The organism is Staphylococcus sp. GDY8P57P (assembly GCF_017892585.1).
Lineage (GTDB): Bacteria > Bacillota > Bacilli > Staphylococcales > Staphylococcaceae > Staphylococcus > Staphylococcus borealis.
Genome location: NZ_JAESLK010000019.1, coordinates 376,978 through 403,654 on the forward strand (window position 1 = coordinate 376,978; position 26,677 = coordinate 403,654).

Below are 26,677 nucleotides of genomic sequence, written 5' to 3' on the forward strand. Positions count from 1 at the left end.
CTTTATCAGAAAAAAATCATTTTGTGTGCGTTGTTATCATTTTGTAATTTTTTGCTAATAAATAGTGTTGAGATAAATACAATAAGTAATTTTTTGTAATATTAAAAAACGCTGTTATAGCAACGTTTTAAAAAATATATGAAAAAGATACTCATTTCTCTGTAACATTTTTGTAAAGTAACAGCAAAAATAAATTTGATATAAAATTAATAGAATTCATTATTTTTGTATTGTTTTTACAATAAGTATCTGAATCATCTTTTAATTTAATTGTATTATTACTCTCTTGCAGGCGTGTTAAAGGAATTTATAATGTTTGATATTATAAAAATCATTTAGGATATAAAAATCGTTATATAAGATAATAAAATGATATAATTGGTTAAAAGTTTGCTACTGATAATACCGAAATAAAACATACAATTATATATGAAGATAGACATTCGATTAAATGCGTTAAATTAGAGAAACGTTAATGATGCAGCAATAGTTATTAGAGTTATGGGGGATAATTTATTATTTCTGTTTATGTCATGTCTTTATATATTATAAAGTGAGAGGACGTACGTATGATTGATAACTTTTCGGTAAAACTTTTAAAAGATATAAAGATAAGTAAGCAAAAGGAATCGAATATTAAATTAATCTATTGGCTGAAAGGGTCAGGACGAGTAAATTTAAATTTAGAGAGATTTCAGATGCAAGAAAGAGATTTATTATTTGTGATGCTTAATGATATTTACTCGATTGAAAGCGAAGATGGTGCGATCGTCGCAAACATTGAAATAGCATTCAAAGATTATTTGAAGTTTGCTGATGATTATATTAAGTCAAATGGCTATAAATTTTCTTCTATAGAAAGAAGACAAATAGAACCATTTATTCTAAATATACTGGAATTTGAAAGTAGACAACCGCACAAATTACAAATCAAAGATAAGCTTGTTAAACATTTATGTGTAGAATTAGGATATTTGCAAAGAAAACAACGTGTTCATTATAAATTAGAAAATGCTTTAGTTGATAAGGTACATGAGTATGTTATTGAACATCACAGTACTAAGATTAGTCGTCAGGACATGGCGAATGCACTTAATATGTCAGCTAAAGAATTAAGTAAAGTTATCAAATATCACACACCTTATCGTAATATAACGCAATATATAAATGATGTTAGATTAAAATTATGTTTAATAGACATCTTAATAAGTAATCATTTGATTCAAGACATTGCGTTCAAGCATGGGTTCAATCATCTCCCGCATTTTATCGCTTTATTTAATAAAAGGTATGGTAACACACCTGGTCAAATTCGAACTAAAAATCAGTCACATCAATACCAATCATTGAATCAATCAGAAATACCGTTTGATGAAACAACCCAGTTATTAATTGCTGAAGCCAAAGCGCATTACAGTTAAAATAACCTATCAGAAGTAATCAATCACTGTTATGATTGTGTATTCGTTAGTACGACCTACTGATTCACAAAATATAAAGATGATGTTGTTTTATTGAAAGAGTCATGTAAATGTCTATCTTTGCAAAGGTTGGGTAGGAATAGTGGTATATCATTGCTATGTTCAAAGTAATCTTAATCATTTTATACGGTTAAGCGATTTGCCGTAGATGCTTTCGATAGCCCAATCTAAAGATTGTGTCATGAGGTGATAGGTATGATGGATAAGCATAAGTTAGAAACATTATTGTTTTATCTGGTTTTTATGAAGGCGGTAGGTGAGGTGCTAAAGTACAGCTACCAATTAAAGTTTGAACAATTAAAAACATTAAATGAAGTCATTAATTATTATCATGTTCATCATCAAGGTATTTATATAGATGAATTAATTACGTATCAATCTATTTCAAAAAGACAACTAAGACATCATTTAGAGAACTTATACCATTTGGGATGGATTATTAAATTGCGTGATAATAATGATCAAAGACGCTTATTATTTCTCCCATCAACAAACTGTCAGGATAAACTCAATACGATGTTTTCTGAAATTAATGAAATGGTAAAATTGAAAAACTTTGCATGTATAATAGAAAGTACCCATTACAATTCATTGAAATATGTCATCACTATTTTTGATGCACGATATAAAGTCCAAATGTTAGCGAAGGAATTTAATCTGAGTTTAGATGAACTGATTTTATTAGGAGCGTTCATTTCGAATCGGCAAGTCATTTCATTAAAAGAGATTCAATCTATGTCTTATCGATACTTAATATGTATAAATGCAGTTATTAATGAACTTTATCATAAAGGGTATTTAGAGAAATATCGTAATTCAATAGATGAACGAATTGTAAACGTAAAATTTATTGAATCACGAGCATATGAAACCTATCAAATATTTGTTAAATGTTACAATAAATTCCAAGAGGAAATGAGATTGATTTAATAAACATAATAGGTAAGGAGAATGAATGCATGATTTTAGATAATGTGAATCCCGATGATTTGTTCCCAACAGAGTCTAAAGGGCCTTCTGTACTAGGGATAATTGAGTATAACGTTCAAGGACAAAGTGAGTTTGAAGGTGCGTTTATTGCTACCTCTGAAAGATTAATTATGAATGTAGATATGAATGGACAATTCTATTATAGAAATATTCCATACAATGAAATAGAAGCAATTGAATTTGATGGTAAAGACTTAGTGTTTACTTTTAACATTGGGAAAGTACCAATGAAACAAATTCAAACAAAAGAGATTCAACCGTTTGTTGATTATGTGAATGCTAAAATTAAATAACGATAAAATGGCAGTAATAGAGAATTAAGGGATAGAACAACAGTTATTAACCATTTTTTCAGTTAGATTAAGTCTTTAATGTATAGAAAGAACGAAATAAAAATTAATATAACAAAGCGACATTGCAAATATATCGTAGCTGACTGAACTGAGACAACGATTTAAAGAAGCTGTGTTCAGCGCGAATCATCCTTGTTAGGAGAGTGGGACATTGAATTCAAAAAGAATTCTGTCGCACTCCTTTTTTATATTCTATTAAATAGCAATTAAGACAAATTGATTATGTGTAATTTAATTGATGGAACGTGTTATTGATATATAATATCATTTTAATTTCATAAAAATATTGAAATATTATACTTAAATGTTATAAAATAAATTTTATAGCATAAGAAATGTTTGGTAAGTAATAAATAGTAGACATGAACCTTGTAGCAACAAGACGTACATCAGAGGAGTGGTTTAGGATATGGGACAAATTAAAGACATCAATGATTTAGTTAACGCAACATTTCAAGTTAAAAAGTTCTTCAAAGACACTAAAAAGAAATATAATTTAAATTATGAAGAGGTTTATATTTTAAATTATATTGCAAGAAGTAAAACAAATGAAATAACTTCGAAGGAAATTGCAACGTATTCAGAGTTTAAACCTTATTACTTAACTAAAGCATTACAAAAGTTAAAAGATTTACAGTTACTTTCAAAAAAGCGTAGCATACAAGATGAAAGAATAGTTATTGTTTATGTAACAGATGAACAACGAGACAAGATTAATAAACTGATTGCTGAATTAGAAAAGTACATCAAGTAATTCATGTTTATTCATGAGAAGACTTAAGCATTGAGATATTCAATCTCTCTGACTTAAGTCTTTTTATATTGCTATCTGAACGTGGTTAACTTTCATTTTAAAATGTTGAGTGATAAACTAGGTTTAAATAACAATGACAATGAACAGGTGATATAATTGATCAATTCAGTTCTGATTAACACAGATATTCAAAGAAAATGGATACAAAAGTTTCAATCGATTGAAGAAACTTTTAAAAAAAGAGCAGCAGAAAATGATAAACAATCGAGATTCCCATTTGAAAATATTGAATGGTTAGTGCAAGAAGGATATAGCATACTTACGTTACCCGTTGAATATGGTGGTGAAGGCGCGACTATTGAAGATATGGTTGTGTTACAAACATATTTAGGAGCAATTGATGGTGCAACGGCGTTATCAATCGGTTGGCATTTAAGTGTCATAGGACAAATATATGAACAATCAATGTGGAATCAAGATATGCTGGATCGTTTTGCTAAAGAAATTAAAAATGGTGCTTTAGTCAATAGAGCAGTAAGTGAAGCGGATACAGGTAGCCCTACTCGTGGTGGCAGACCTGCAACGCATGCAGTTAAGCAAGATGAAGGCTACCTATTAAATGGTGTTAAAACGTTCACATCAATGAGCAAAGCGTTGACACACTATATTGTCGCAGCTTATGTCGATGACTTGCAAGAAGTAGGATTTTTCTTAGTGCCTAGAGCCACTAATGGCTTAGAAATTGCCGATAATTGGAATATGGTAGGTATGAGAGCAACAGAAAGTCACGATTTAGTATTGAATGATGTGTGGGTACCCAATGACTTTTTTGTTGAGTCAAAACGAAAACCGCAACCGAATGGATGGATATTACACATTCCTAGCACTTATTTAGGCATTGCACAGGCGGCACGAGATTATGCAATCAATTTCGCAACAACGTATGGCCCAAATAGTATAGAAGGTACGATTAGTCACTTGCCAACTGTACAACAAAATATTGGTAAAATGGAGTCACTATTATTATCAGCTCGACATTTCTTATGGAGTACTGCTAAAGGCTATAATCACCTAGAAAATCAACCTAAGTTATGGAATGAAACATCTGCGAGTAAAGTGCTAGTAATGAATCAAGGGTTGGAAGTAGTTGATTTAGCGATGAGAATCGTTGGCGCGAAGAGTCTTGAAATGGAACGACCATTGCAACGTTATTACCGTGATATGAGAGCTGGATTACACAATCCACCTATGGAGGATGCCGCTTATACTAACATAGCTAAATCTGTGTGCAATTTATTTTAAATAGTGTAAACAAGGTAAGGATAAGTGGACGGGCAAAAATAATATGATGACGTAGTAGCTTATTGAATAGAGAAGATGCTTAAATCAAGCTTTTCTCAGTAGTGATGAGCTTTGCGGGGGAGTGGAACAATAATTTCGAAAAATTGTGTTCCACTCTTTTTTGATTTTACAAATAATTTAAAATTTTATTGTAAAACGTTGCATTGTAGGATATAATTTTGTTGAAATTGATAATCGTTTTCAACAGGAGGATGTTATGAAGAAATTAATTTTACCATTACTTGTTCTAATCATCGTTTTAGCTGCATGTGGTAATAACGGTGGTTCGGGTAAATCTGATTCAAAAGAAGAAACAAAATCATATAAATTAGATAGTGGAAAGACGATAGATATTCCTAAAGATCCTAAACGTATTGCTGTCGTTGCACCTACATTTGCAGGTGGTTTACATAAATTAGGCGCGCACATTGTTGCGGTTAACAATCAAGTTGATCAAAGCCCAATTTTAAAAGAGAAATTTAAAGATACAACAAAAATTGGTGAAGCTGACGTTGAAAAAGTGGCTAAGCAAAAACCGGATTTAATTATTGTTTATTCTACAGATAAAAATATCAAAAAATATGAAAAAATCGCACCAACGATTGTTGTTGATTATGGCAAACACAAATACCTTGAACAACAAGAAATGTTAGGTAAGATTATGGGTAAAGAAGACGAAGTTAAAAAATGGGAAGAAAAATGGAAGAAACAAACTGAAAAAGATGGCAAAGAAATCAAAGATGCAATTGGTAAAGACGCAACAGTTTCTATCTTAGATGAATTTGACAAGAAAGTTTACACTTACGGCGACAACTGGGGTCGTGGTGGAGAAGTATTATATCAAGCATTTGGTTTGAATATGCCTAAAGGCCAACAAGATTTAGTTAAAAAAGAAGGTTGGGCTGAAGTCAGTCAAGAAAAAATTGAAGACGTAGCTGGTGACTATATCGTCTCAACAGGAGAAGGTAAATCTAAACCAAGTTATGAGACAACAAACATCTGGAAAAACTTGCCAGCAGTTAAAAATGGAAACGTGATTGAAGTTAAGGCTGAAACATATTGGTATAATGATCCTTACACACTTGACTTTATGCGAAAAGATTTAAAAGACAAATTAATTGAAGCTAGTAAATAATAGAATATAGAGACGACGATCAATTTTTTATGATATTTTAAAAGCCTGGGACAAAAATAATATAATGAAGCTATTTAGCAAATTCGCAGTAGCTGACTGAACTGAGAAGGCGCTTTAATCAAGCTTTTCTCAGTTCTAGTCATCCTTGCGGGTGCAAAGCAAGTTGGGGTCGGGGCCCCAACAAAGAGAATTTCATCAAGAAATTCTAAAAGCAAAGCAAGCTGGGAGTGGACGACGAATTTAAAAGAATTCTGTCCACTCCCTATAAATATATATTGACAGTCGTTGACTAACATAACAGTGCACTTGCAACAAGCTTCTTTTAATTTTAGTCAACCTTGTCGGTGGGGCTTAGCAAATAGTATTTCATCAAGAAAGTATACAAGCTAAGCAAGTTGAGAGTGGAACAACAAAATAAATTTTTGGGAAAATATCATTTCCGTTCCGCTTTATTTTCTATTTACATAATAATGGGAGGAATCACTTTGACTAAAGTATATTTTAACCACGATGGTGGTGTAGATGATTTAATATCTTTATTTTTATTGTTACAAATGGAAGATATTGATTTAGTTGGAGTAAGTACAATAGGAGCAGATTGTTATTTAGAACCGTCTGTTAGTGCTTCATGTAAAATTATTAATCGTTTTTCTAATGCATCATTACAAGTTGCGCCATCATATGAACGTGGTGCCAATCCATTTCCGAAAGAGTGGAGATTGCATGCATTCTTTATGGATGCATTGCCGATATTGAATGAACAAACGACGAATCAACAATCTGGCATGAGCAACCTAGAAGCGTATGAGGATATTATACGCGTATTGAGCGAGTCAACAGAAAAGATAACACTATTGTTTACGGGACCATTAACAGATTTGGCTAAAGCACTTACGATTGACCCAAGCATTCAGAAGAATATTGCTAAATTAGTATGGATGGGAGGGACTTTTCTTGAAAAAGGCAATGTGGAAGAGCCAGAACATGATGGTACAGCTGAATGGAACGCATTTTGGGATCCAGAGGCGGTAAAAGTAGTATTTGATAGTGACATTGCTATAGATATGGTGGCTTTAGAAAGCACGAATCAAGTGCCATTAACATTAGATATTCGACAAATGTGGGCAAACGAACGTCATTATTCGGGCGTTGATTTTCTAGGTGTTAGTTATGCGGCAGTCCCACCTTTAACACATTTTATAACTAATTCAACTTACTTTTTATGGGATGTCCTAACCACTGCTTATGTTGGTAATCCTGAATTGGTTCAATCAATAACAAAGCATGTTGATGTTGAACATCAAGGACCAAGTCAAGGGCGTACATATGTGACAGAAAAAGGTCGTCCTGTCCAAGTTGTTACGAGTGTAAATCATGATGACTTCTTTAAATACATTACGCAGTTAGCAAAAAAAGTAGATTCTCCTTCATAAATGTAAACTTTTTATTTTATAAAGTTTACATTAGTGGTATAATCATCTTCGTAGAAGGAGGATACAACATGAATACAAGAAATTTAGTTTACACAGCTTTAATGACAGCGATTATTTGTGTTTTAGGATTGGTTCCGGGAATTCCGCTTCCGATTATGCCAGTACCTATCGTATTACAAAATATTGGTATATTTTTAGCAGGTATGATATTAGGTAAAAAATATGGGACACTCAGTGTCATTGTCTTTTTACTATTAGCAGCTGCAGGTTTACCAGTTCTTTCAGGTGGACGTGGAGGAATTGGCGTATTTGCAGGACCATCAGCAGGATTCTTATTCTTATATCCGGTTGTTGCGTTTGGTATTGGTTCTGTAAGAGATCAATATTTTAATAAAATCAATTTTGCCGTATTATTTGTTACTACATTAATAATTGGTGTGTTATTTTTAGATATCGTCGGTACAATTATTATGGGCTTCATTATACATATTCCAGTAAGTAAAGCCTTCTTATTGTCATTTACTTTTATGCCAGGAGATATCATTAAAGCCATCATTGCGAGTTTAATTGGCGTAACACTTTTAAATCATTCACGCTTCAAAAGTTTGATACAATAAGTCTAACAAATGAACGAGGCAGGTGGATGTAGTGATGTCAAATATATCAATCCGAAACATTGCTCAAGAGGGGCATCTATATCATGAAGATGAACGAATAATGATTTACTTAACACCTTCACAACCATTGAAATATGATACAAATAAGTGGGTGTATAAAGAAATGCCAACTATAGAACAGTGGCATAAAGATATGACTAAACAGTATGAATTGCATGAGAAACAGCATTCGAATCATTTAGCGTTTACTTTTCCAGAGAATGAGAGGTTGGAAGAAGTATGGAAAAATGCAATTGAAAAGGAAGGATTTCAACTAGGTTTACTTGAATTCTATATTATAGAAGGTAATGAATTAACACGCTTACCTAGTCGAAAAGATGTTGTGATTGAAGAAGTAAATGAAAGCAATATGGAAGATTATTTGAATATTTATTATTCATTTGCCTTGCCTTATGGTAAACCGTTTGCGATTGAGAGTGTCAATGACACGAGACGGACAATTCAGCATAAAAAAGATAACATATGCCGACTAATAGCATACGTTGACAAAGCACCTGTAGGTACTGTTGATGTGATTGAAACTGAGGAAACCATCGAAATTGATAGTTTTGGTGTTATGGAAAACTATCGAAGACAGGGTATTGGATCAACTTTACAAGCACATATAGGTAGCATAGCAAACGAACGTCCAGTTATACTCGTAGCTGATGGAGAAGATACAGCCAAAGATATGTACACGAAACAAGGTTATACGTACCAAAGCTTTGTGTATCATATCATCAAAGAAGATGTAAAATAAAAAGGCCACTGACGCATTTGGAAGATTAATCCAATGTGTCAGTGGCTTTAATACGTTCTGGATGACTATAAACATTAAAGTTGCCATCTCTAATAAAACCAATTGCAGTTATATTTAAATCATTAGCTAACGTAATCGCTAACGTAGTAGGTGCAGATTTGGATAAAATGACGCCTACACCTATTTTAGCCGCCTTTAATAATATTTCCGATGAAATACGCCCACTAAAAATAAGTACCTTATTTCTGACAGGTATACGTCTTTCAAGACAAAATCCATAAAGTTTATCGAGCGCATTGTGACGGCCGATATCTTGTCTATGTTCAAAAAATTCATCACCATCACTAATGGCAGCATTGTGCAACCCACCTGTTTGTTTAAACAATGTACTTGCAGATTGTAGCCCAGTCATCATATTGAGCACTTGTTTTGGCGTTAATGTGATTTTAGACATTGAGGTTTTAGCGATAGCTGCATCATTGTGAAAGTAAAATTCTCTACTTTTTCCACAGCATGATGCAATCATACGTTTAGTTGAATACTCAAAACGGTCGCCTAAATCTTTAGTTAACTCTACATGTGCGAAACCTTTACTATCATCTATTTGCAAAGCGCGTATTTCTTCTTTTTTATAAATAGCTCCCTCAGAAGCTAAAAATCCCACTACAAGTTCTTCCATATGTGTTGGACTACAAATGACTGTAGCAAATTCTGTGCCATTAACAATAATTGTCAATGGAAATTCTGTAACATAGCTATCTGTTGTATTGATGAGTTGCCCGTCTTCATAGCGGAGGATAGATTGCCCTTGTAATACATCTTTATCCATTTTTATTTCTCCTTTAGGCATATATAACTCTATATTAAAACTTTTGAACATTATTTGAAAAGATTTAAATTACATATAAATAATTGATAGTATATTAAATATATTTAATAATGTGAAGATTAGGTGAAATTTATCATTTTATACCTTTTAAAAGTTATAAATAAGCGTATAATAAGTGGTATAAAAGTAGGGGTTTGTGAAATGAAACTTAAACATTTCATGGCAGTTATTGCTACATTAGTTATTATTTTAGCAGGATGTTCAAATTCTGGTAGCAATGATAGTGGAAATAAATCATCTGACTCAAGCAAAAAAGATAGTGACAACAAACAAGAATTACAAATTTCGGCAGCAGCTAGCTTAGGTGATGTAAGTAAAGCATTAGAGAAAGAATTTAAAAAGGATCACAAAAATGTTGATGTAAGCTTTAACTATGGTGGTTCTGGCGCATTAAGACAACAAATTGAAAAAGGCGCACCAGCTGACGTTTTCATGTCTGCGAACACTAAAGATGTTGATATGCTAAAAGATAAAGACAAAGCACACGATACATACAAATATGCACATAATAAGCTTGTCTTAGTTGGAGATAAAAATAGCGACAAAACATCAGTTAAAGATTTAGAAGATAATGAAAAATTAGCAATTGGTGAAGTTAAAACAGTTCCAGCTGGTAAATATGCGAAACAATATTTAGAAGATCAAGGTTTATATAATGACGTTAAAGATCATTTAGTTTATGCCAAAGACGTTAAACAAGTATTAAATTATGTTGAAAAAGGCAATGCCGAAATGGGCTTTGTTTATGAAACAGATTTATATACTGACAACAAAAAAACAGATAAAGTAAATGAAATTAAAGAAGCAGAACTTAAAAAACCAATCACTTATGAAGCAGGTGCAACTTCAGATAAAAAACTTGCGAAAGAGTGGATGGACTTCTTAAAATCTGACAAAGCGAAAGATATCTTAAAAGAGTATCATTTCGAAGTTTAGGAGGTTGAAGAATGCCTGAATTAACACCTTTTTGGATATCGATTCAAGTAGCCGTCATAAGTACGATTATTGTAACAGTACTAGGTATTTTTATATGTCGATTGCTTTATAAGGGAAAAGGGCATCTTACTAAACTCCTTGAAAGTTTTATATTATTACCCATTGTTCTACCGCCAACGGTGCTAGGGTTTATCTTACTCATTATATTTTCTCCTAGAAGTATTGTAGGACAATTTTTTGAAGAGGTACTACATCTTCCAGTAGTATTCACAATGACAGGTGCAGTAATTGCATCTGTCATTGTTAGTTTTCCGTTAATGTATCAACACACGATTCAAGGATTTAGAAGTATTAACCCTAAAATGTTAAATACTGCTCGTACCATGGGGGCAAGTGAAAATAAAATATTCTATCGCTTAATTTTACCGTTATCTAAACGTTCAATCATCGCTGGGATTATGATGAGTTTTGCTCGTGCAATTGGAGAATTTGGTGCAACATTAATGGTTGCAGGTTACATACCAAATAAAACGAACACGTTACCACTTGAGATATACTTTTTAGTGGAACAAGGTAGAGAAAACCAAGCTTGGTTATGGGTGCTTGTGTTAGTCGCATTTTCAATTACTGTAATTGGTATATTGAATTTTGCTAATAAAGATAAGTATAGGGAGGTAGATTAGATGTTAGAGTTAAAGCTACAATATCAATTAAAGAAGACGTTGATTGATATTAACATTCATGATACTGTCCCTAAAATTTATGCAATACGAGGACCTTCAGGTATAGGTAAAACGACAGTATTGAATATGATAGCAGGTTTAAGAAAACCGGATAAAGCATATATTAAAATAAATGATAGACTTATCACTGATACTGAACATAAAGTGAACGTGAAAATCCAAGAGCGTCATATTGGTTATTTATTTCAAGATTACCAATTATTTCCGAACATGACAGTGAATAAGAATATCACTTTTATGGCTAAACCATCTGTTCACATAGATGACTTAATGGATCGCCTAAATATTCATCATTTAAGCGCGCAATATCCAGCGACGCTTTCAGGAGGCGAATCTCAACGTGTTGCATTAGCACGTACATTAAGTACGAAGCCAGATTTAATTTTATTAGATGAGCCCTTTTCAAGTTTAGATGATGCGACAAGAGACGAGGGAATCAAGTTAATCAAACGTATTTTTAAAGAATGGAAGATACCTATTATCTTTGTTACACATTCTAATTTTGAAGCCGAAGTTTTAGCGGATAAAATCATAAAAATAGGGTAATAAAAGCGCCTCTTTGTAAAAGAGGTGCTTTGTTCGTTATAATGATAGAAATGGATCTTAACTAGAGAGGGCAATAAAAATGACGAGGGAACGTTATTCGAGACAAACTTTGTTTAAAGGAATAGGAGCTAACGGACAAAATAAAATCAGTCAAAAGCATGTACTTATTATTGGTATGGGCGCATTGGGAACACATGTTGCTGAGGGACTCGTTCGTGCAGGAATAAACACACTTACAATTGTGGATAGAGACTATATTGAATTTAGTAATTTACAGCGTCAAACATTATTTACGGAAGAGGATGCTAATAAAATGCTTCCTAAGGTCGTCGCGGCTGAACGTCATTTAAAAGCATTGCGTCAAGATCTAGCACTCAATACGTTCATTACGCATGTTGATTATTATTTTTTAGATAAACATGCACAGCATGTAGATTTAATCATTGATGCTACGGATAATTTTGAGACAAGACAATTAATCAATGACTTTGCTTATAAAGAGAAAATACCTTGGATTTATGGTGGTGTCGTACAAAGCACTTATATAGAAGCTGCATTTATACCCGGACAGACACCATGTTTCAACTGTTTAATGCCACAACTCCCAGCAATTAATTTAACGTGTGATACAGTCGGTGTTATACAACCTGCAGTCACAATGACAACGAGCTTTCAATTGCGAGATGCCCTTAAATTATTAACTGAACAATCAGTGCCTAGTAAATTAACATACGGGGATATATGGGAAGGACAACATTATACATTTGGCTTTAGTCGTATGTTCAGAAATGAATGTCCAACGTGTGGTTCAAATCCATCATTTCCTTATTTAAATCAACAACATACATTATATGCAACATTATGTGGTAGAGATACAGTACAATATGATAATGATAATATTACCCAGGAAATGGTGCGAGAGTTTCTCAAACAACATCAACTTAATTATAGAGAAAACAAATATATGATAATGTTTGAATATAAAGGGCATCGAATTGTTAGTTTTGAAGGTGGACGGATGCTTATACATGGCACAACAAAAACGTCAGATGCCATTCATTTAATTAATCAATTATTCGGATAGGAGTGAATTTAATGCATCAACATGATCATGCGAAAGTAGACAGAACGATTCATTGTGCAGTTTTGACAGTTTCAGATACTAGAGATAAAGAAACAGATAAAGGTGGTCAACTTGTTCAAACTTTAATTCAAGACATTAATGTTGAAGTCGCAAAGTCACATTATGCGATTGTCAAAGATGATAAAGAAGCGATTTATTCTCAAATCAAACAATGGTTGGCAACTGATATTGATGTCATTATTACAACAGGCGGTACTGGTATTGCGCAAAGAGATGTTACGATTGAAGCAGTTAAACCCATCTTTGATAAAGAAATAGAGGGATTTGGAGAATTATTTAGATATTTAAGTTACGCAGAAGATGTGGGCACAAAAGCATTATTATCAAGAGCGGTTGCTGGTACAGTCCAAAATAAATTGATTTTCAGTTTACCTGGATCAACTGGCGCTGTGAAATTAGCTATTGAAAAGTTAATTAAGCCAGAATTAAATCATATGTTGCATGAATTGAATAAATAAAAAAAATAGTCATGGATTTAAACTTAAATGATAGGTTTCCCTAATTGAAGTTTTGCATCCATGACTTTATTATTTAAATTGAACATAGTATATGTGCTTAGAATAGCTTATCGACGATAATCACCTGATTTGCCACCTGATTTTGATTCAAGATACGTTTCACCGATGATCATGCCTTTGTCTACTGCCTTCGTCATATCATAAACGGTTAGTGCAGTCGCTGATGCGGCAGTTAATGCCTCCATTTCCACACCAGTCTTTCCTGTTGTGGAGACAATCGCAGTGATATTTAATGTATAAGTCATGTTGTCATTCGTTTGCCAATCAAATTGAACATCAATGCCAGTTAAAGGTAAGGGGTGGCACATAGGTATTATTGTTGATGTGTTCTTGGCGGCCATAATACCAGCAATTTGGGCCGTATTTAATACGTTACCTTTCTTATTAGTATTATCAATTATTTGTTTATAGATTGTTTCATTAACAGTAATGCTAGAATGGGCTTGTGCAGTACGCTTCGTAACAGCTTTATTTGAAACATCAACCATTTTAGCATTACCTTGTTCATTAATATGAGTGAATTTTGACATATTAACCCTCCTGATAGGGATAGTATATCATGATTTTAAATTATAAATTGGAGATGAAATCAATGGCAGTTGAAAAAAGAAATCCTATACCAGTGAAAGAAGCAATACATCGTGTTGTCCAACAAGAGATATATTTGAATCAAATTGAAGTGAATTTAGATGAGAGTTTAGGATATATTTTAGCAGAGGATATTGTTGCGACTTATGATATACCTCGTTTTAATAAATCACCTTATGATGGGTTTGCGATACGCAGTGAAGACTCTGCAGGTGCATATTCAGAAAACCGCAAACAATTTAAAGTAATTGACAATATAGGTGCAGGTTCAGTTTCAAGTAAAACACTTGGTCAAAACGAAGCGGTGCGTATTATGACGGGTGCACAAATTCCAGAAGGCGCCGATGCAGTAGTGATGTTTGAACAAACAGTTGAAGACGGGGATACCTTCACGATACGTAAATCATTTGAAGCAAATGAGAATGTATCGCTTAAAGGTGAAGAAACGACAACTGGAGATATTGTTTTGAAAAAGGGACAAGTCATTAACCCCGGTGCAATAGCCGTATTAGCAACGTATGGTTATACTAAAGTGCCAGTTACACGTCGCCCTAGCATTGCTGTCATTGCAACAGGTAGTGAACTATTAGATGTGAACGATGACTTACAACCAGGAAAAATCCGCAACTCAAATGGTCCAATGATTAAAGCATTATCAGAGAAGATTGGCTTAAACGTGGAAGCATACAAAATCCAACAAGATGATTTAGAAAGTAGTATTGCTGTAGTTAAAGATGCTATGTCTAAACACGATATTGTTATAACAACTGGCGGTGTTTCTGTTGGAGACTTTGACTACCTACCAGAAATTTATAAAGCAGTTAATGCTAAAGTATTATTTAACAAAGTTGCAATGCGACCTGGTAGTGTAACAACGGTAGCTGTGGCTAATGGACAATATTTATTTGGCTTGTCAGGCAACCCATCTGCTTGCTTTACCGGTTTTGAATTATTTGTGAAACCAGCTGTTCAGCATATGATGGGCGCAACTGCATATTACCCTCAGGTTGTTAAAGCGACATTAATGGAAGATTTTACGAAAGCTAATCCATTTACACGTTTTATTCGAGCAACTGCTAATTTCTCACAAAGCGGTGCGACTGTAGTACCATCAGGGTTTAATAAATCAGGAGCAGTAGTGGCAATTGCACATAGTAATGCAATGATTATGTTGCCAGGGGGAACAAGAGGATTTAAAGCTGGACATACAGTAAATGTTATTTTAACTGAATCTAATGTTTTTGAGACGGAAATGACCTTATGATTTTGCAAATCGTAGGCTTTAAAAATTCAGGAAAAACAACATTGATGCAACATACGATACAATTTTTAAAATCTCATGGTTACACTGTAGCAACAATCAAACATCATGGTCACATTGGCGATGATATCACGCTTCAAGAGGATCATGTAGATCATATGAAACACTTTAATGCTGGAGCAGATCAAAGCATTGTGCAAGGTGAACACTATCAACAAACGGTCACGCGTGCATATAAACAAAATCTTACTCAAATGATTGACCAATCTGTTACAATTGATTGTAATATCATTTTGGTTGAAGGATATAAAGATGAACATTATGATAAAGTAATTGTTTATCGAACAACTGAAGAACTAGAACAGCTAAAGCAATTGACATGTGTTAAATATTGTTACCATGTTCAAGATATACAAGCATTATCACATTATGATAATTGGCTATTACAATGGATAGAGCAAAGGAATTGACACTAAATGAAGCAATTTGAAATCGTTACTGAACCTATACAAACGGAACAGTATCGAACATTTACTATAAATGAACACCAAGGTGCTGTAGTGGTCTTTACAGGGCATGTAAGAGAGTGGACCAAAGGCATTAAAACGGAATACTTAGAATACGAAGCGTATGTTCCTATGGCAGAGAAGAAATTAGCGCAAATTGGTGATGAAATTCAAGAACGTTGGCCAGGGACAATTACCACCATTGTTCACCGAATTGGGCCGCTCCAAATTTCAGATATTGCAGTATTAATTGCAGTATCATCACCACATCGTAAAGATGCATATCGTGCGAATGAGTATGCGATAGAGCGTATTAAAGAAATTGTTCCAATCTGGAAAAAAGAAATATGGGAAGATGGTGCAGAATGGCAGGGCCATCAAAGAGGTAGCCACGACCTTGCAACTAAAGGAGAGGACTAGTGTGAAGGTATTATACTTCGCTGAAATAAAAGAAATTTTGCAAACTGATAGTGAAATACTTGATATTAATGAAACAATTGATGTTGATAATTTTAAACAAAGATTGTTTGAGAGACATCCCTCAATTCAATCTAAAAAATTTCAGGTTGCAGTAAACGAAGAATTTGTACAAGAAGAGGATATCATTCAACCAACAGATACAGTTGCATTGATTCCACCAGTAAGTGGGGGTTAACAGGAAATGAAAGCTATTATTTTAGCAGGTGGTCATTCAGAACGCTTTGGTACGGCTAAAGCGTTTGCTGAAATAGATGGACAATTATTTTATCAACGAATTGTTCAAACATTACAAGAAACAAATATGTTTAATGACATCATTATTAGCACGAATGATCAATTAGCTGATCAATTTAAACATGATCATGTTATTATAGATGACACTAAAAATAAAGATAAAGGGCCACTTGCTGGTATATATACTGTAATGGAGCAATACAATGATGAGGAGTTATTCTTTGTCATATCTGTTGATACGCCGATGGTAACTGGTAAGGCCATCAGTGCATTGTATCAGTTTTTAGTTTCTAAACTAATCGAAGATCAAATTGATATTGCTGCATATTCAGAAAATGGACGTGTCATACCAACCATTGCATTTTATCACCCAAATTGTATAGACGTTATGAAAGAAGCTTTAGATTCAGATGATTTTAGCTTACGACACGTATATAATCAAGTGACGACAGAATGTATAGATGTTACAACCATACAATCACCTGAATATTGGTATAAGAATATTAATTATCAAGAAGATTTAGCCACATTGAAACATCAGATAAATCATTAAGGAGGGTCCATGTATGGTTGCACAAATCAAAGATAAATTAGGTCGACCTATTCGCGATTTACGTATTTCTGTAACTGATCGTTGCAATTTTAGATGTGATTATTGTATGCCTAAGGAAATCTTCGGTGATGACTACGTGTTCCTACCTAAAGATGAGTTATTAACGTTTGAAGAGATGGTGAGAATTGCGCGTGTTTATGCAGAGCTTGGCGTGAAAAAATTACGTATAACAGGTGGGGAACCATTGCTTAGACGCAATTTATATCAATTAATTGCTGAGTTGAACAACATTGATGGTATTGAAGATATCGGTATGACGACGAATGGACTCTTGTTGAAAAAGCATGGTCAAAAATTATATGATGCGGGCTTAAGACGTATTAATGTTAGCTTAGATGCTATAGATAATGAAGTGTTCCAAGCCATCAATAATCGTAATATTAAAGCAACTACTATTCTAGATCAAATTGATTATGCAGTATCTATTGGTTTCCATGTTAAGGTAAACGTTGTAATCCAAAAAGGTGTAAACGATGATCAAATCATCCCAATGGTCGATTACTTTAAAGATAAAGATATCGAAATAAGATTTATCGAGTTCATGGATGTTGGTAATGATAATGGTTGGGACTTCAGTAAAGTTGTGACCAAAAATGAAATGCTAGATATGATTGAAGCGCATTTTGATATTGAACCAGTCCCTCCTAAATATTTTGGGGAAGTCGCAAAGTACTATAGACATAAAGATAATGGTGCTCAATTTGGTTTAATCACAAGTGTCTCAGCTTCATTTTGTTCTACATGTACGAGAGCACGTTTATCATCGGATGGTAAATTTTATGGTTGTCTATTTAGTACTGTTGAAGGCTTTGATATTAAATCATTTATTCGTTCAGGTGTGACGGATGATGAATTAAGAGAACAATTAATAAGCTTATGGAACATTCGTGACGATCGATATTCAGATGAACGTACAGAACAAACAGTTAAAAATCGTCAACGCAAGAAAATTAATATGAACTACATTGGTGGTTAAATTAAGAACGGGAGTGGCGCAGAATTTAAAAAGAATTCTGTCTCGCTCCCGTTCTTTTAGAATATAAATTCACTTAACAGATTACATTTAAAGTAAATCATTATTTAATAGAATACCTATGATTAAAGTATAGGAATGTCATAATAGCACTGAGTATATGTATAACTGATTTTGTATTAAACACTAATCAGAAAACAAATAAAATTTGTAATAGATTAAATTGTGTATGTGTTATATAATTTTGTTAAGGAAAATTAATTTTTTAAAGCAATAACTACATCTTAGAATCAACATTGGAGGTCTTTAATTATGGCAACAGAAAAAGTACAACGCTTTATTGCAGCAGAGAGAGAATTAAGCCAATTAAAACATTGGTTAAAATCATCGTATAAAATTTCCATTGAGGAATTTGTAGTTTTATTTAAAGTTTATGAAGGTAAAAAAATTAGCGGTAAAGAATTACGCGATACATTGCATTTTGAAATGTTATGGGATACAAGCAAAATTGACGTGATTATACGTAAAATTTATAAGAAAGAATTGATTTCTAAATTACGCTCTGAAACAGATGAGCGACAAGTTTTTTATTTCTTCAATGCTACACAACAAAAATTATTAGATAAAATGAAATCTGAAATCGAAGCAATTAGTATTGCTAATTAATAGATTATAATAAGCGCTAGGAAATGTTTTAATGATTTCCTAGCGCTTTATATTTATTGATATTGCATTTTGACTTTTCTACCATGTACAAAAAAGTAAAGTGCAATGCTAAGTGCAGCTACAATAGCCATAATAATATAAACTTCTGTATAGCTAATGAAACCTGTAAATAAGCCTAATAAAGATGGTCCGAATCCAATGCCGATATCTAAACCAATAAAGTAGGTTGATGTTGCGATACCATATTTACTCGTAGGTGACACTTTAATAGCGATTGCTTGCATTGATGACGATAAATTGCCATAACCAATACCTAGAAAGACACCAGCAAGTAATAACATCCAGCCACTATAACTGAATACTAATAAGACAAAGGTAATGATTAGTGCGATAAATGCTGGATAAACAACAACATTTTCAGTACGTGCATCAATCATACGTCCTGCAATTGGACGTGTAATTAAAGAAGCGATGGCATAACAAATAAAGAAATAACTGGATGCTTCTAATAAATGACGTTGCTCTGCAAAGAATTTTAGGAAAGTGAGTATGGAAGCATAGTTTAATGCAATAACCATCATAACAATAGATACAGGTACTGCTTCTTTAGCAATAAAGTTGTGAATGTTGAAACCAGACGCTTGAGCTACTTTAGCATCCGTTTTATTATGAACGGCATCGAAATCAATTTTAATAAATAAAGAAATAATTAAACTAATAAGGCCTAACACGACACATATCGTAAATAATAAATTGATAGAAAATGATTTTAATAATAAGATGCCAAAGAAAGGACCTATAGCTGTTCCAAGTACTAAACTGAGAGAAAATAAGCTAATACCTTCACTCTTACGTTCGACTGGTGTGACATGTGCAGCTATCGTGCCAGTTGCTGTAGTCGCAATAGCTGTTGCAATGCCATTTATTAAACGTACGAACATTAAAAATGTAATTGATCCGGGTATAAAATACAGTAATTGTGTAATAAGAAGTAATAGTAATCCAGTGATTAATATTTTTTTAGGGCCAAATTTATTAACATATTTACCAGTACCAAATCTTCCTATTAAAGAACCGATAATAAACAATCCTACTACGAGTCCGGCTAGACTATCCGATGCATGATAAGTTGTCTTACTATAGTCAGCAATAATGACTAATAAAAGATACATACATAAATACACGAAAAAGTTGATTGAGAAATTAACCGTAAAACTCTTCGTGAAGATGGGTTGTTTTGCATTTATGTTTTGTTTCATTCTGCTTCCTCCTCTGCCAACGCAAGATGAAGCTTATTCATTACTGTTATGACACTTTCAAGATCTTCCTTTGATAATCCAGCATGTTTAATAAGCGCTTGTTGAACTGGTAGAATCTCACGATAAACTTCTTCGTATAGTGCCTGACCTTTATCAGAGAGACTTAATAATTTCTCACGTTTATCTTGCTTACTTGGTTTTATACCTAACAATTCTTTCTCAGACAAAATTTTAATAATCTTACGTGTCGTAGGTTTCTCAATAAAACGACGTTTAGAGATATGAACTAGTGTCGTTGGAGAAGTACTGGCAATATCTCTTAATATTAACCATTGTCCAGGGTGTAAATCGAATCGGTCGAGTATCGGTTGCGTCCGTTTAATATATGGGCGATATAAACCGATGAAACTATTGAAGAATTCATTTGCTAACATAATATACTCCTTTCAACAAGTTAGCTTTGCTAACTATTTTTGAAACAAAAATTATTATATGACGTATTTAAAAAAATTGCAATACTTTATTAATAAGTTGTATAAATAAAAGAAGTAATCAGATAAGAAGTTTGATAAGATAGATGCAAGTCGAATAATTAAAGGGGAATACGATCAATGGAACTAAGATTTGACCATATTATTCATTATGTTGATAACCTTAAGAACTTTAAATATCCAGGGGAAATCTTAAAAATTAGCTCGGGTGGTAAACATCATAAATTTGGAACATTTAATCGTTTATCTTATATAAATGAAAATTATATTGAATTGATAGATGTAGAAGACAAAGAGAAACTAACTAAAGAGTCAAAAACAGAAGAGGGTCGCGTTGCATTTGCGACTAAAATTGTTCAAGACCACTTCCAACAAGGTTTTAAGACAATTGCTTTAAGAACCTCAAATATAGAACAATTGAAGCAAACATTAGAAGGTCGTGGTATTGAAACAATTGGACCTATAGATATGCATAGAGAGAATAAAAAAGGTGACAAAGTAAGATGGAAACTACTGTACATTGCAGATCCTGATTACATGGTAAAACCGCCATTCTTTATTGAATGGGCAGAAAAAGAAGTTAAACACAATCAGAAATTAGAACCGCTTTTTCAAAAACAATTCAAAATCGACAAAATTATTATAGATAGTGAAAAGCGTGCAAAAACACTTTCAAAATGGCAAAAATGGTTTGATATGACCATTCTTGAAGAAGGCGATCATTACACGGATGTACAATTAACGACAGATCACATTATATACCGTATACAAGATGCGAAAACGTCGGGGTATAATACAGTCGTATTTAAAGATAGCGAAACGACTGCACCGTACTCAATTATTACAAAAGGTGCTAAATATCGCTTTGAACCAGAAGATTAATATAGGTAAATATAAGTACTATGCGCAATCAATACGATGTGCACGATTGTAAGTATTAAAGAGAGTATACTGAGGTATACAGTTATTTTTGACGTTTGTAATAATAAGAAAAAGATAGTGAGTACAAACGACAATCCAACGAACATTACTCTTAAACTAAAATTTGAAATAGTTAAAGGTTGAGTCATCGTAACAACAATAGCTATGAAGTTTAAAATAATAAATAGTATTAATATTAAATTTCGCATAATAACCCTCTTTTTAAGAAAAATTAGTATTTTAAGTCTATACAGTATATCAAAAATTTAAATTCATGAAATAATATTTGAATCGGACGGCGAGTTTGTCGACACTCAAATCATGACATTGTATAATTATAATTAATGTAAAGAAAAAGGAGTTTTTATAGCATGGAAAAGATGAATATCACTAACCAAGAGCATGATGCGTTTGTGAAAGCTCATCCTAATGGCGATTTGCTGCAACTAACGAAATGGGCAGAAACAAAACGACTAACAGGATGGTATTCAAAGCGTGTGGCAGTGGGCGAAGATGGTGAAATTAAAGGTGTAGGTCAATTACTATTTAAGAAGATACCTAAACTACCATTCACGCTATGTTATGTTTCTCGTGGATTCGTAACAGATTATAGTGATAAAGCTGCCTTGGAACAGTTATTAGCCGAAACTAAAAAAGTAGCTAAAGCAGAAAAAGCCTATGCTATTAAAATTGATCCAGATGTTGAAGTCGATAAAGGTATAGATGCACTTAAAAATTTAAATGCATTAGGATTTAAACATAAAGGGTTTAAAGAAGGTTTATCTAAAGACTACATTCAACCACGAATGACAATGATTACGCCAATCGATAAAACAGATGAAGAAATAATCCAAAGTTTTGATCGACGAAATCGTTCAAAAGTACGTCTTGCTTTAAAACGAGGTACGAAAGTAGAACGTTCAAATCGTGAAGGACTTAAAACTTTTGCGGAATTAATGAAGGTAACAGGAGAACGTGATGGCTTTTTAACAAGAGATATAAGTTATTTCCAAAATATTTATGACTCTCTGCATGAAGATGGAGATGCTGAATTATTCCTTGTTAAGTTGGAACCAAAGCCTGTCTTAGAGGACATTCATAAAGAACTTCAAGAACTGGACAACGAAAAAGCACAATTACAAGACAAATATGAAAGAAAGCAAGATAAAAAGACGCAGAATAAACTCAATGATGTCGAAGCTAAAATTCAGAAGGCATTAGAAAGAAAAGAAGACATGAATGGTTTATTAGCAAAACATCCTGAAGGTGTTTATTTATCAGGTGCTTTATTGATGTTTGCTGGCTCAAAATCATATTATTTATATGGTGCGTCATCAAATGATTATCGAGACGTCTTACCGAACCACCATATGCAATTTGAAATGATGAAATATGCACGTGCACATGGTGCGACAACTTATGACTTTGGAGGAACGGATAATAACCCAGATAAAGATTCTGAACATTATGGTCTTTGGGCGTTTAAACGTGTATGGGGTACGTATCTAAGTGAAAAAATAGGTGAATTTGATTATGTATTAAATCAACCACTTTATCAATTAATTGAACAAGTTAAACCACGTTTAACTAAAGCTAAAATTAAAATTTCTCGTAAATTAAAAGGTAAATAGTTTATTTATTATTAGAATTTAATCTGAACGATAACACAACTAACATTGTGACGTTCAGATTTTTTTAGGATAATAGGGATGGCTAACATGGATGATTTTTTAAGATATAAGAATGGGGGAAAACCATAAGTGATTAAGAAAATGCTAACGTTCTCGTTAGGAAATAAATTTGCAATATTCTTGATGGTTGTATTAGTTATTCTAGGAGGTGTATATGCTAGTGCTAAATTAAAACTCGAGTTACTGCCAGATGTTGAAAATCCAGTCATATCTGTACAAACCACAATGCCGGGTGCGACACCTCAAACAACCCAAGATGAGATCAGTTCCAAAATTGATGACCAAGTGCGCTCACTCGCATATGTAAAAAGTGTAAAAACACAGTCAATACAAAATGCCTCTATAGTAACCGTTGAATATGACAATGATACGGATATGGATAAAGCTGAAGAAGTCTTAAAGAAAGAAATAGATAAGTTAGACTTCAAAGACGGTGTAAGTGAACCAGAATTAACACGAAATTCTATGGATGCATTCCCAATCGTAGCGTATTCATTTACCAATAAAAATAATGACCTCAAAGCGACGACAAAAGAAATCAATACACAACTTATCCCTAAATTACAAACCGTTGATGGCGTACAAAATGCGCAACTTAATGGTCAAACTACAAGACAAGTAACATTAAAATTTAAACAAAATAAACTAGATGAAGCTGGATTAACAGCTGATGACGTAGAGAATTACATTAAAACAGCAACACGGGAAACACCTCTAGGATTATTTCAATTTGGTAAAAATGAAAAATCAATCGTCGTTGATGGTCAATTTAAATCCGTCAATGCCCTTAAAAACTTAGAAATCCCATTAACAATAAGCGGTCAAAGCCAGGCAAGTAGTAGTGATGACCAATCCGGTAATGAGATGCGTAGTACTGGAGATAGCGCATCATCGTCAAGCGCTCAATCTCAAATGAACAATCAATCTCAAGCGTCTAGTGGTGAAATGCCAAGCGTACCGTTAAGTGACTTAGCAAATATTACTGTTGGAGATGAACGTGAATCAATTTCTAAGACGAACGGGAAAGATGCGGTCAATGTCCAAATTATGAAGGCACAAGATGCTAATACGGTTCAAGTTGCTAAAGATGCACAAAAGAAAATTGATGACTTTGTGAAAAACAATGATGACATTAAAGCGACTAAGACTATGGATACTGCTAAGCCAATCGAAGATTCACTTTATACTATGGTTGAAAAAGCAGCATTAGGAACTATTGTTGCAATTATTGTTATCTTATTATTCTTGAGAAATATTAGAACAACGGCTATATCAATAGTTTCTATTCCACTTTCTATTTTAATCGCACTCATTGCATTAAAATTAAGCGATGTATCTTTAAATATTTTGACGCTAGGTGCATTAACAATCGCAATTGGTCGTGTGATAGATGACTCAATCGTTGTTGTTGAAAATATTTATCGACGATTGTCAGATCCAAAAGAAGCATTGTCTGGAGACAATTTAGTAATCAGTGCAACGAGAGAAGTTTTTAAACCTATTTTATCTTCTACAATCGTTACGATAATCGTATTCTTACCACTTGCATTTGTATCAGGCTCAGTAGGTGAAATGTTTAGACCTTTCGCTTTAGCAATCGCCTTTAGTTTGTTAGCATCATTACTTGTATCTATTACTGTGGTACCTGCATTAGCTTCTACATTTTTCAAAAAAGGAATTAAGTTAAAGGCGCATTCGAGTAGTCAAAATGAAGAAAATCGTGGCGTCATAAGTAAGGGCTACCGTAAAATCCTTGGCTGGTCTTTAAATCATAAGTGGATTGTTTTAATTATTAGTGTCGTTATCCTAATTGGAAGCATTGCACTAGGTGGCTCAAAATTAGGTACAAGCTATATTTCGACTGGTGATGATAAATTCCTAGCTGTAACTTATACACCTAAACCTGGTGAAACTGAAAAAGCTGTGCTAAATCATGCAAAACAAGCGCAAGCCTATTTGCAATCGAAAGATAAAGTGAAAACTGTGCAATATTCTGTGGGAGGACCTTCGCCTGCAGATCCAACTGGTAGCACGAATAGTATGGCGATTATGGTTGAATATGATAAAGACACACCTAACTTTGAAGAAGAACCTGATAAAGTGATTTCACATTTATCTAAGATGAATCAACCTGGTGAATGGAAAAATCAAGACATGGGTACTGGTTCTGGAAATGATTCGGTTGAAGTCACTGTAAAAGGACCTTCAACGAATGCAATCAAAGATACCGTTGCCAAAGTAGAGAAAGAAATGAAATCTGTTAGCGGTATAACTAATGTAAAATCAGATTTATCGCAAACGTATGATCAATATGAAATTAAAGTTGATCAAAATAAAGCAACTGAAAAAGGTATCTCAGCTGGTCAACTAGCATTGAATTTAAATGAGAATTTACCAGAAAAAACGATTACCACTGTTAAAGAAAATGGTAATAAGGTAGACGTCAAAGTTAAACAAAACAAACAGACAGATTGGTCTAAAGATAAATTGAATAATATGGAATTAAAATCACCAACTGGTGAAACAGTTCAACTGAAAGAAATCGCGAACCTTGAGCGTACAACAACACCAAGTAAACTCGTTCAAGAAGACGGAGATTATGCAACAACAGTATCTGGTAAAATCACAGATTCTGACGTTGGTGGCGTTTCAAGTAAAGTCATGAATAAAATTAATAATATAGACAAACCAGATAACGTTAAAATCAACGTTGGTGGTGCAACAGATGATATTAATCAAGCAATAAGTCAATTGGCATTTGCGATGCTAGTAGCTATCGTAATTGTTTATCTCGTATTAGTTATCACATTTAAAGGTGGCTTAGCGCCATTCACAATACTGTTCTCACTACCATTTACAGTTATCGGTGTCGTATTAGCATTACTCATTACGGGTGAAACTATTTCGGTGCCAAGTTTAATAGGTATGTTAATGTTAATAGGTATCGTTGTAACCAATGCCATTGTGTTAATAGATCGTGTGATTACAAATGAGCAAGAAGGTATGTCTATGAAAGAAGCATTGCTAGAAGCGGGAAGTACGCGTATTAGACCAATTCTGATGACAGCCATTGCCACTATTGGTGCATTGTTACCACTATTATTTGGTCAAGACAGCTCAATATTAATATCAAAAGGTATGGCAGCAACTGTCATTGGAGGATTAATTTCGTCTACACTGCTTACTTTAATTGTAGTACCTGTCATCTATGAAATCCTCTTCACTTTAAAAAATAAAATAACACGTAAATAAAACATATAGCCAACTACTGCTAATATGTAAAAAGAAGCCTAAGACATTGATTGATGCCTTAGG

General features: G+C 33.3%; 29 protein-coding genes. 24 read left to right on the forward strand and 5 right to left on the reverse strand.

Annotated elements, in window-relative coordinates:
• Positions 1 to 698: 698 nt before the first annotated feature.
• The 9 genes from KA878_RS08680 (at position 699) to KA878_RS08720 (ending at position 8,903) form a co-directional block, all read left to right on the forward strand.
• Entirely contained in the window at positions 699 to 1,421 is a 723-nt protein-coding gene (locus tag KA878_RS08680; protein ID WP_228480668.1) for a helix-turn-helix transcriptional regulator, read from the forward strand.
• 258 nt (positions 1,422 to 1,679) lie between these two features.
• Positions 1,680 to 2,411, forward strand: coding sequence for a transcriptional regulator, SarA/Rot family (locus KA878_RS08685; protein ID WP_193839053.1), 732 nt, complete (start codon positions 1,680 to 1,682; stop codon positions 2,409 to 2,411).
• A 29-nt stretch (positions 2,412 to 2,440) separates the two neighbouring features.
• Entirely contained in the window at positions 2,441 to 2,764 is a 324-nt protein-coding gene (locus KA878_RS08690) for a PH domain-containing protein (RefSeq protein WP_075108029.1), read from the forward strand.
• Between the two features lie 469 nt (positions 2,765 to 3,233).
• Positions 3,234 to 3,578: a transcriptional regulator, SarA/Rot family gene (locus KA878_RS08695; protein ID WP_037549844.1), complete on the forward strand. Its 345-nt coding sequence runs from the start codon at positions 3,234 to 3,236 to the stop codon at positions 3,576 to 3,578.
• Between the two features lie 159 nt (positions 3,579 to 3,737).
• On the forward strand, positions 3,738 to 4,880 hold the full coding sequence (locus KA878_RS08700; RefSeq protein WP_193839956.1) for an acyl-CoA dehydrogenase family protein: 1,143 nt from the start codon (positions 3,738 to 3,740) through the stop codon (positions 4,878 to 4,880).
• 256 nt (positions 4,881 to 5,136) lie between these two features.
• The gene (locus KA878_RS08705; protein WP_193839054.1) at positions 5,137 to 6,054 is read left to right on the forward strand and encodes an ABC transporter substrate-binding protein; all 918 of its coding nucleotides are present in this window, start codon (positions 5,137 to 5,139) and stop codon (positions 6,052 to 6,054) included.
• Positions 6,055 to 6,524: 470 nt separating this feature from the next.
• Positions 6,525 to 7,487 carry a nucleoside hydrolase gene (locus KA878_RS08710; RefSeq protein ID WP_193839957.1) on the forward strand — a complete coding sequence of 321 codons (963 nt, stop codon included), beginning with the start codon at positions 6,525 to 6,527 and terminating at the stop codon, positions 7,485 to 7,487.
• Positions 7,488 to 7,555: 68 nt separating this feature from the next.
• Positions 7,556 to 8,104, forward strand: coding sequence for a biotin transporter BioY (locus KA878_RS08715; protein WP_193839055.1), 549 nt, complete (start codon positions 7,556 to 7,558; stop codon positions 8,102 to 8,104).
• Positions 8,105 to 8,138: 34 nt separating this feature from the next.
• Positions 8,139 to 8,903 carry a GNAT family N-acetyltransferase gene (locus KA878_RS08720; protein ID WP_193839056.1) on the forward strand — a complete coding sequence of 255 codons (765 nt, stop codon included), beginning with the start codon at positions 8,139 to 8,141 and terminating at the stop codon, positions 8,901 to 8,903.
• 25 nt (positions 8,904 to 8,928) lie between these two features.
• Here the strand turns inward: KA878_RS08720 and fdhD are convergent, their stop codons facing one another.
• Entirely contained in the window at positions 8,929 to 9,732 is an 804-nt protein-coding gene (gene fdhD / locus KA878_RS08725; protein ID WP_075108022.1) for a formate dehydrogenase accessory sulfurtransferase FdhD, read from the reverse strand.
• Positions 9,733 to 9,933: 201 nt separating this feature from the next.
• Between fdhD and modA the strand changes: the two genes are divergently transcribed.
• From modA to KA878_RS08750, 5 genes are all read left to right on the forward strand, one after another.
• Positions 9,934 to 10,728: a molybdate ABC transporter substrate-binding protein gene (gene modA, locus KA878_RS08730; protein ID WP_053028582.1), complete on the forward strand. Its 795-nt coding sequence runs from the start codon at positions 9,934 to 9,936 to the stop codon at positions 10,726 to 10,728.
• Between the two features lie 11 nt (positions 10,729 to 10,739).
• Positions 10,740 to 11,411 (forward strand): molybdate ABC transporter permease subunit, encoded by a 672-nt coding sequence (modB, locus tag KA878_RS08735; RefSeq protein ID WP_075108020.1) that lies wholly within the window; start codon positions 10,740 to 10,742, stop codon positions 11,409 to 11,411.
• Positions 11,412 to 12,017 (forward strand): ATP-binding cassette domain-containing protein, encoded by a 606-nt coding sequence (locus tag KA878_RS08740; RefSeq protein ID WP_075108019.1) that lies wholly within the window; start codon positions 11,412 to 11,414, stop codon positions 12,015 to 12,017. It begins immediately after the preceding gene.
• 79 nt (positions 12,018 to 12,096) lie between these two features.
• On the forward strand, positions 12,097 to 13,101 hold the full coding sequence (locus tag KA878_RS08745; protein WP_193839057.1) for a ThiF family adenylyltransferase: 1,005 nt from the start codon (positions 12,097 to 12,099) through the stop codon (positions 13,099 to 13,101).
• 11 nt (positions 13,102 to 13,112) lie between these two features.
• Complete coding sequence (locus KA878_RS08750; protein ID WP_075108017.1) at positions 13,113 to 13,619, forward strand: MogA/MoaB family molybdenum cofactor biosynthesis protein; 507 nt, start codon at positions 13,113 to 13,115, stop codon at positions 13,617 to 13,619.
• Positions 13,620 to 13,726: 107 nt separating this feature from the next.
• Here KA878_RS08750 and moaC read toward each other — a convergent pair whose 3' ends face one another.
• Positions 13,727 to 14,209, reverse strand: a complete 483-nt coding sequence (gene moaC / locus KA878_RS08755; RefSeq protein WP_075108016.1) for a cyclic pyranopterin monophosphate synthase MoaC — start codon at positions 14,207 to 14,209, stop codon at positions 13,727 to 13,729.
• A gap of 62 nt (positions 14,210 to 14,271) precedes the next feature.
• Between moaC and KA878_RS08760 the strand changes: the two genes are divergently transcribed.
• The 7 genes from KA878_RS08760 to KA878_RS08790 all read left to right on the forward strand — a co-directional run bounded on the left by KA878_RS08760 (position 14,272) and on the right by KA878_RS08790 (position 19,000).
• Complete coding sequence (locus KA878_RS08760) at positions 14,272 to 15,531, forward strand: molybdopterin molybdotransferase MoeA (protein ID WP_193839058.1); 1,260 nt, start codon at positions 14,272 to 14,274, stop codon at positions 15,529 to 15,531.
• Positions 15,528 to 15,998, forward strand: coding sequence for a molybdopterin-guanine dinucleotide biosynthesis protein B (gene mobB, locus KA878_RS08765; protein ID WP_070855285.1), 471 nt, complete (start codon positions 15,528 to 15,530; stop codon positions 15,996 to 15,998). Before KA878_RS08760 ends, mobB begins: the two co-directional genes overlap by 4 nt.
• A gap of 6 nt (positions 15,999 to 16,004) precedes the next feature.
• Positions 16,005 to 16,454: a molybdenum cofactor biosynthesis protein MoaE gene (locus KA878_RS08770; RefSeq protein ID WP_053028574.1), complete on the forward strand. Its 450-nt coding sequence runs from the start codon at positions 16,005 to 16,007 to the stop codon at positions 16,452 to 16,454.
• 1 nt (position 16,455) lies between these two features.
• Positions 16,456 to 16,689, forward strand: a complete 234-nt coding sequence (moaD, locus tag KA878_RS08775) for a molybdopterin converting factor subunit 1 (RefSeq protein WP_075108014.1) — start codon at positions 16,456 to 16,458, stop codon at positions 16,687 to 16,689.
• Between the two features lie 6 nt (positions 16,690 to 16,695).
• Positions 16,696 to 17,301, forward strand: a complete 606-nt coding sequence (gene mobA, locus KA878_RS08780; protein ID WP_210142138.1) for a molybdenum cofactor guanylyltransferase MobA — start codon at positions 16,696 to 16,698, stop codon at positions 17,299 to 17,301.
• Positions 17,302 to 17,314: 13 nt separating this feature from the next.
• Positions 17,315 to 18,337: a GTP 3',8-cyclase MoaA gene (moaA, locus tag KA878_RS08785; protein WP_075108013.1), complete on the forward strand. Its 1,023-nt coding sequence runs from the start codon at positions 17,315 to 17,317 to the stop codon at positions 18,335 to 18,337.
• Positions 18,338 to 18,646: 309 nt separating this feature from the next.
• Positions 18,647 to 19,000 (forward strand): SarA family transcriptional regulator, encoded by a 354-nt coding sequence (locus tag KA878_RS08790; protein ID WP_053028570.1) that lies wholly within the window; start codon positions 18,647 to 18,649, stop codon positions 18,998 to 19,000.
• Positions 19,001 to 19,053: 53 nt separating this feature from the next.
• Here the strand turns inward: KA878_RS08790 and KA878_RS08795 are convergent, their stop codons facing one another.
• Entirely contained in the window at positions 19,054 to 20,259 is a 1,206-nt protein-coding gene (locus KA878_RS08795; RefSeq protein ID WP_193839059.1) for an MFS transporter, read from the reverse strand.
• Positions 20,256 to 20,693, reverse strand: a complete 438-nt coding sequence (locus KA878_RS08800) for a MarR family winged helix-turn-helix transcriptional regulator (protein ID WP_193839060.1) — start codon at positions 20,691 to 20,693, stop codon at positions 20,256 to 20,258. The genes KA878_RS08795 and KA878_RS08800 overlap by 4 nt, the downstream gene beginning before the upstream one ends.
• 177 nt (positions 20,694 to 20,870) lie before the next feature.
• Between KA878_RS08800 and KA878_RS08805 the strand changes: the two genes are divergently transcribed.
• On the forward strand, positions 20,871 to 21,632 hold the full coding sequence (locus KA878_RS08805) for a VOC family protein (protein ID WP_193839061.1): 762 nt from the start codon (positions 20,871 to 20,873) through the stop codon (positions 21,630 to 21,632).
• Here the strand turns inward: KA878_RS08805 and KA878_RS14340 are convergent.
• Complete coding sequence (locus KA878_RS14340) at positions 21,629 to 21,880, reverse strand: hypothetical protein (protein WP_228480664.1); 252 nt, start codon at positions 21,878 to 21,880, stop codon at positions 21,629 to 21,631. The two genes, KA878_RS08805 and KA878_RS14340, sit on opposite strands and share 4 nt — an antisense overlap.
• A gap of 162 nt (positions 21,881 to 22,042) precedes the next feature.
• On the opposite strand from KA878_RS14340, the gene KA878_RS08810 reads away from it, so the two are divergent.
• Together KA878_RS08810 and KA878_RS08815 are read left to right on the forward strand one after the other, a co-directional pair.
• Positions 22,043 to 23,302, forward strand: a complete 1,260-nt coding sequence (locus tag KA878_RS08810) for a lipid II:glycine glycyltransferase FemX (RefSeq protein WP_193839062.1) — start codon at positions 22,043 to 22,045, stop codon at positions 23,300 to 23,302.
• A gap of 129 nt (positions 23,303 to 23,431) precedes the next feature.
• Complete coding sequence (locus KA878_RS08815; protein ID WP_193839063.1) at positions 23,432 to 26,614, forward strand: efflux RND transporter permease subunit; 3,183 nt, start codon at positions 23,432 to 23,434, stop codon at positions 26,612 to 26,614.
• Positions 26,615 to 26,677 lie beyond the last annotated feature (63 nt).

What these genes read in the sequence shown, in the direction of transcription:
- KA878_RS08680 (WP_228480668.1), top strand. Translation starts at nt 699, where the DNA reads ATGCAAGAAAGAGATTTATTATTTGTGATGCTTAATGATATTTACTCG.
- KA878_RS08685 (WP_193839053.1), top strand. Translation starts at nt 1,680, where the DNA reads ATGGATAAGCATAAGTTAGAAACATTATTGTTTTATCTGGTTTTTATG.
- KA878_RS08690 (WP_075108029.1), top strand. Translation starts at nt 2,441, where the DNA reads ATGATTTTAGATAATGTGAATCCCGATGATTTGTTCCCAACAGAGTCT.
- KA878_RS08695 (WP_037549844.1), top strand. Translation starts at nt 3,234, where the DNA reads ATGGGACAAATTAAAGACATCAATGATTTAGTTAACGCAACATTTCAA.
- KA878_RS08705 (WP_193839054.1), top strand. Translation starts at nt 5,137, where the DNA reads ATGAAGAAATTAATTTTACCATTACTTGTTCTAATCATCGTTTTAGCT.
- KA878_RS08710 (WP_193839957.1), top strand. Translation starts at nt 6,525, where the DNA reads ATGGGAGGAATCACTTTGACTAAAGTATATTTTAACCACGATGGTGGT.
- KA878_RS08715 (WP_193839055.1), top strand. Translation starts at nt 7,556, where the DNA reads ATGAATACAAGAAATTTAGTTTACACAGCTTTAATGACAGCGATTATT.
- KA878_RS08720 (WP_193839056.1), top strand. Translation starts at nt 8,139, where the DNA reads ATGTCAAATATATCAATCCGAAACATTGCTCAAGAGGGGCATCTATAT.
- fdhD (WP_075108022.1), bottom strand. Translation starts at nt 9,732, where the DNA reads ATGGATAAAGATGTATTACAAGGGCAATCTATCCTCCGCTATGAAGAC.
- modA (WP_053028582.1), top strand. Translation starts at nt 9,934, where the DNA reads ATGAAACTTAAACATTTCATGGCAGTTATTGCTACATTAGTTATTATT.
- modB (WP_075108020.1), top strand. Translation starts at nt 10,740, where the DNA reads ATGCCTGAATTAACACCTTTTTGGATATCGATTCAAGTAGCCGTCATA.
- KA878_RS08740 (WP_075108019.1), top strand. Translation starts at nt 11,412, where the DNA reads ATGTTAGAGTTAAAGCTACAATATCAATTAAAGAAGACGTTGATTGAT.
- KA878_RS08745 (WP_193839057.1), top strand. Translation starts at nt 12,097, where the DNA reads ATGACGAGGGAACGTTATTCGAGACAAACTTTGTTTAAAGGAATAGGA.
- KA878_RS08750 (WP_075108017.1), top strand. Translation starts at nt 13,113, where the DNA reads ATGCATCAACATGATCATGCGAAAGTAGACAGAACGATTCATTGTGCA.
- moaC (WP_075108016.1), bottom strand. Translation starts at nt 14,209, where the DNA reads ATGTCAAAATTCACTCATATTAATGAACAAGGTAATGCTAAAATGGTT.
- KA878_RS08760 (WP_193839058.1), top strand. Translation starts at nt 14,272, where the DNA reads ATGGCAGTTGAAAAAAGAAATCCTATACCAGTGAAAGAAGCAATACAT.
- mobB (WP_070855285.1), top strand. Translation starts at nt 15,528, where the DNA reads ATGATTTTGCAAATCGTAGGCTTTAAAAATTCAGGAAAAACAACATTG.
- KA878_RS08770 (WP_053028574.1), top strand. Translation starts at nt 16,005, where the DNA reads ATGAAGCAATTTGAAATCGTTACTGAACCTATACAAACGGAACAGTAT.
- mobA (WP_210142138.1), top strand. Translation starts at nt 16,696, where the DNA reads ATGAAAGCTATTATTTTAGCAGGTGGTCATTCAGAACGCTTTGGTACG.
- moaA (WP_075108013.1), top strand. Translation starts at nt 17,315, where the DNA reads ATGGTTGCACAAATCAAAGATAAATTAGGTCGACCTATTCGCGATTTA.
- KA878_RS08790 (WP_053028570.1), top strand. Translation starts at nt 18,647, where the DNA reads ATGGCAACAGAAAAAGTACAACGCTTTATTGCAGCAGAGAGAGAATTA.
- KA878_RS08795 (WP_193839059.1), bottom strand. Translation starts at nt 20,259, where the DNA reads ATGAAACAAAACATAAATGCAAAACAACCCATCTTCACGAAGAGTTTT.
- KA878_RS08800 (WP_193839060.1), bottom strand. Translation starts at nt 20,693, where the DNA reads ATGTTAGCAAATGAATTCTTCAATAGTTTCATCGGTTTATATCGCCCA.
- KA878_RS08805 (WP_193839061.1), top strand. Translation starts at nt 20,871, where the DNA reads ATGGAACTAAGATTTGACCATATTATTCATTATGTTGATAACCTTAAG.
- KA878_RS14340 (WP_228480664.1), bottom strand. Translation starts at nt 21,880, where the DNA reads ATGCGAAATTTAATATTAATACTATTTATTATTTTAAACTTCATAGCT.
- KA878_RS08810 (WP_193839062.1), top strand. Translation starts at nt 22,043, where the DNA reads ATGGAAAAGATGAATATCACTAACCAAGAGCATGATGCGTTTGTGAAA.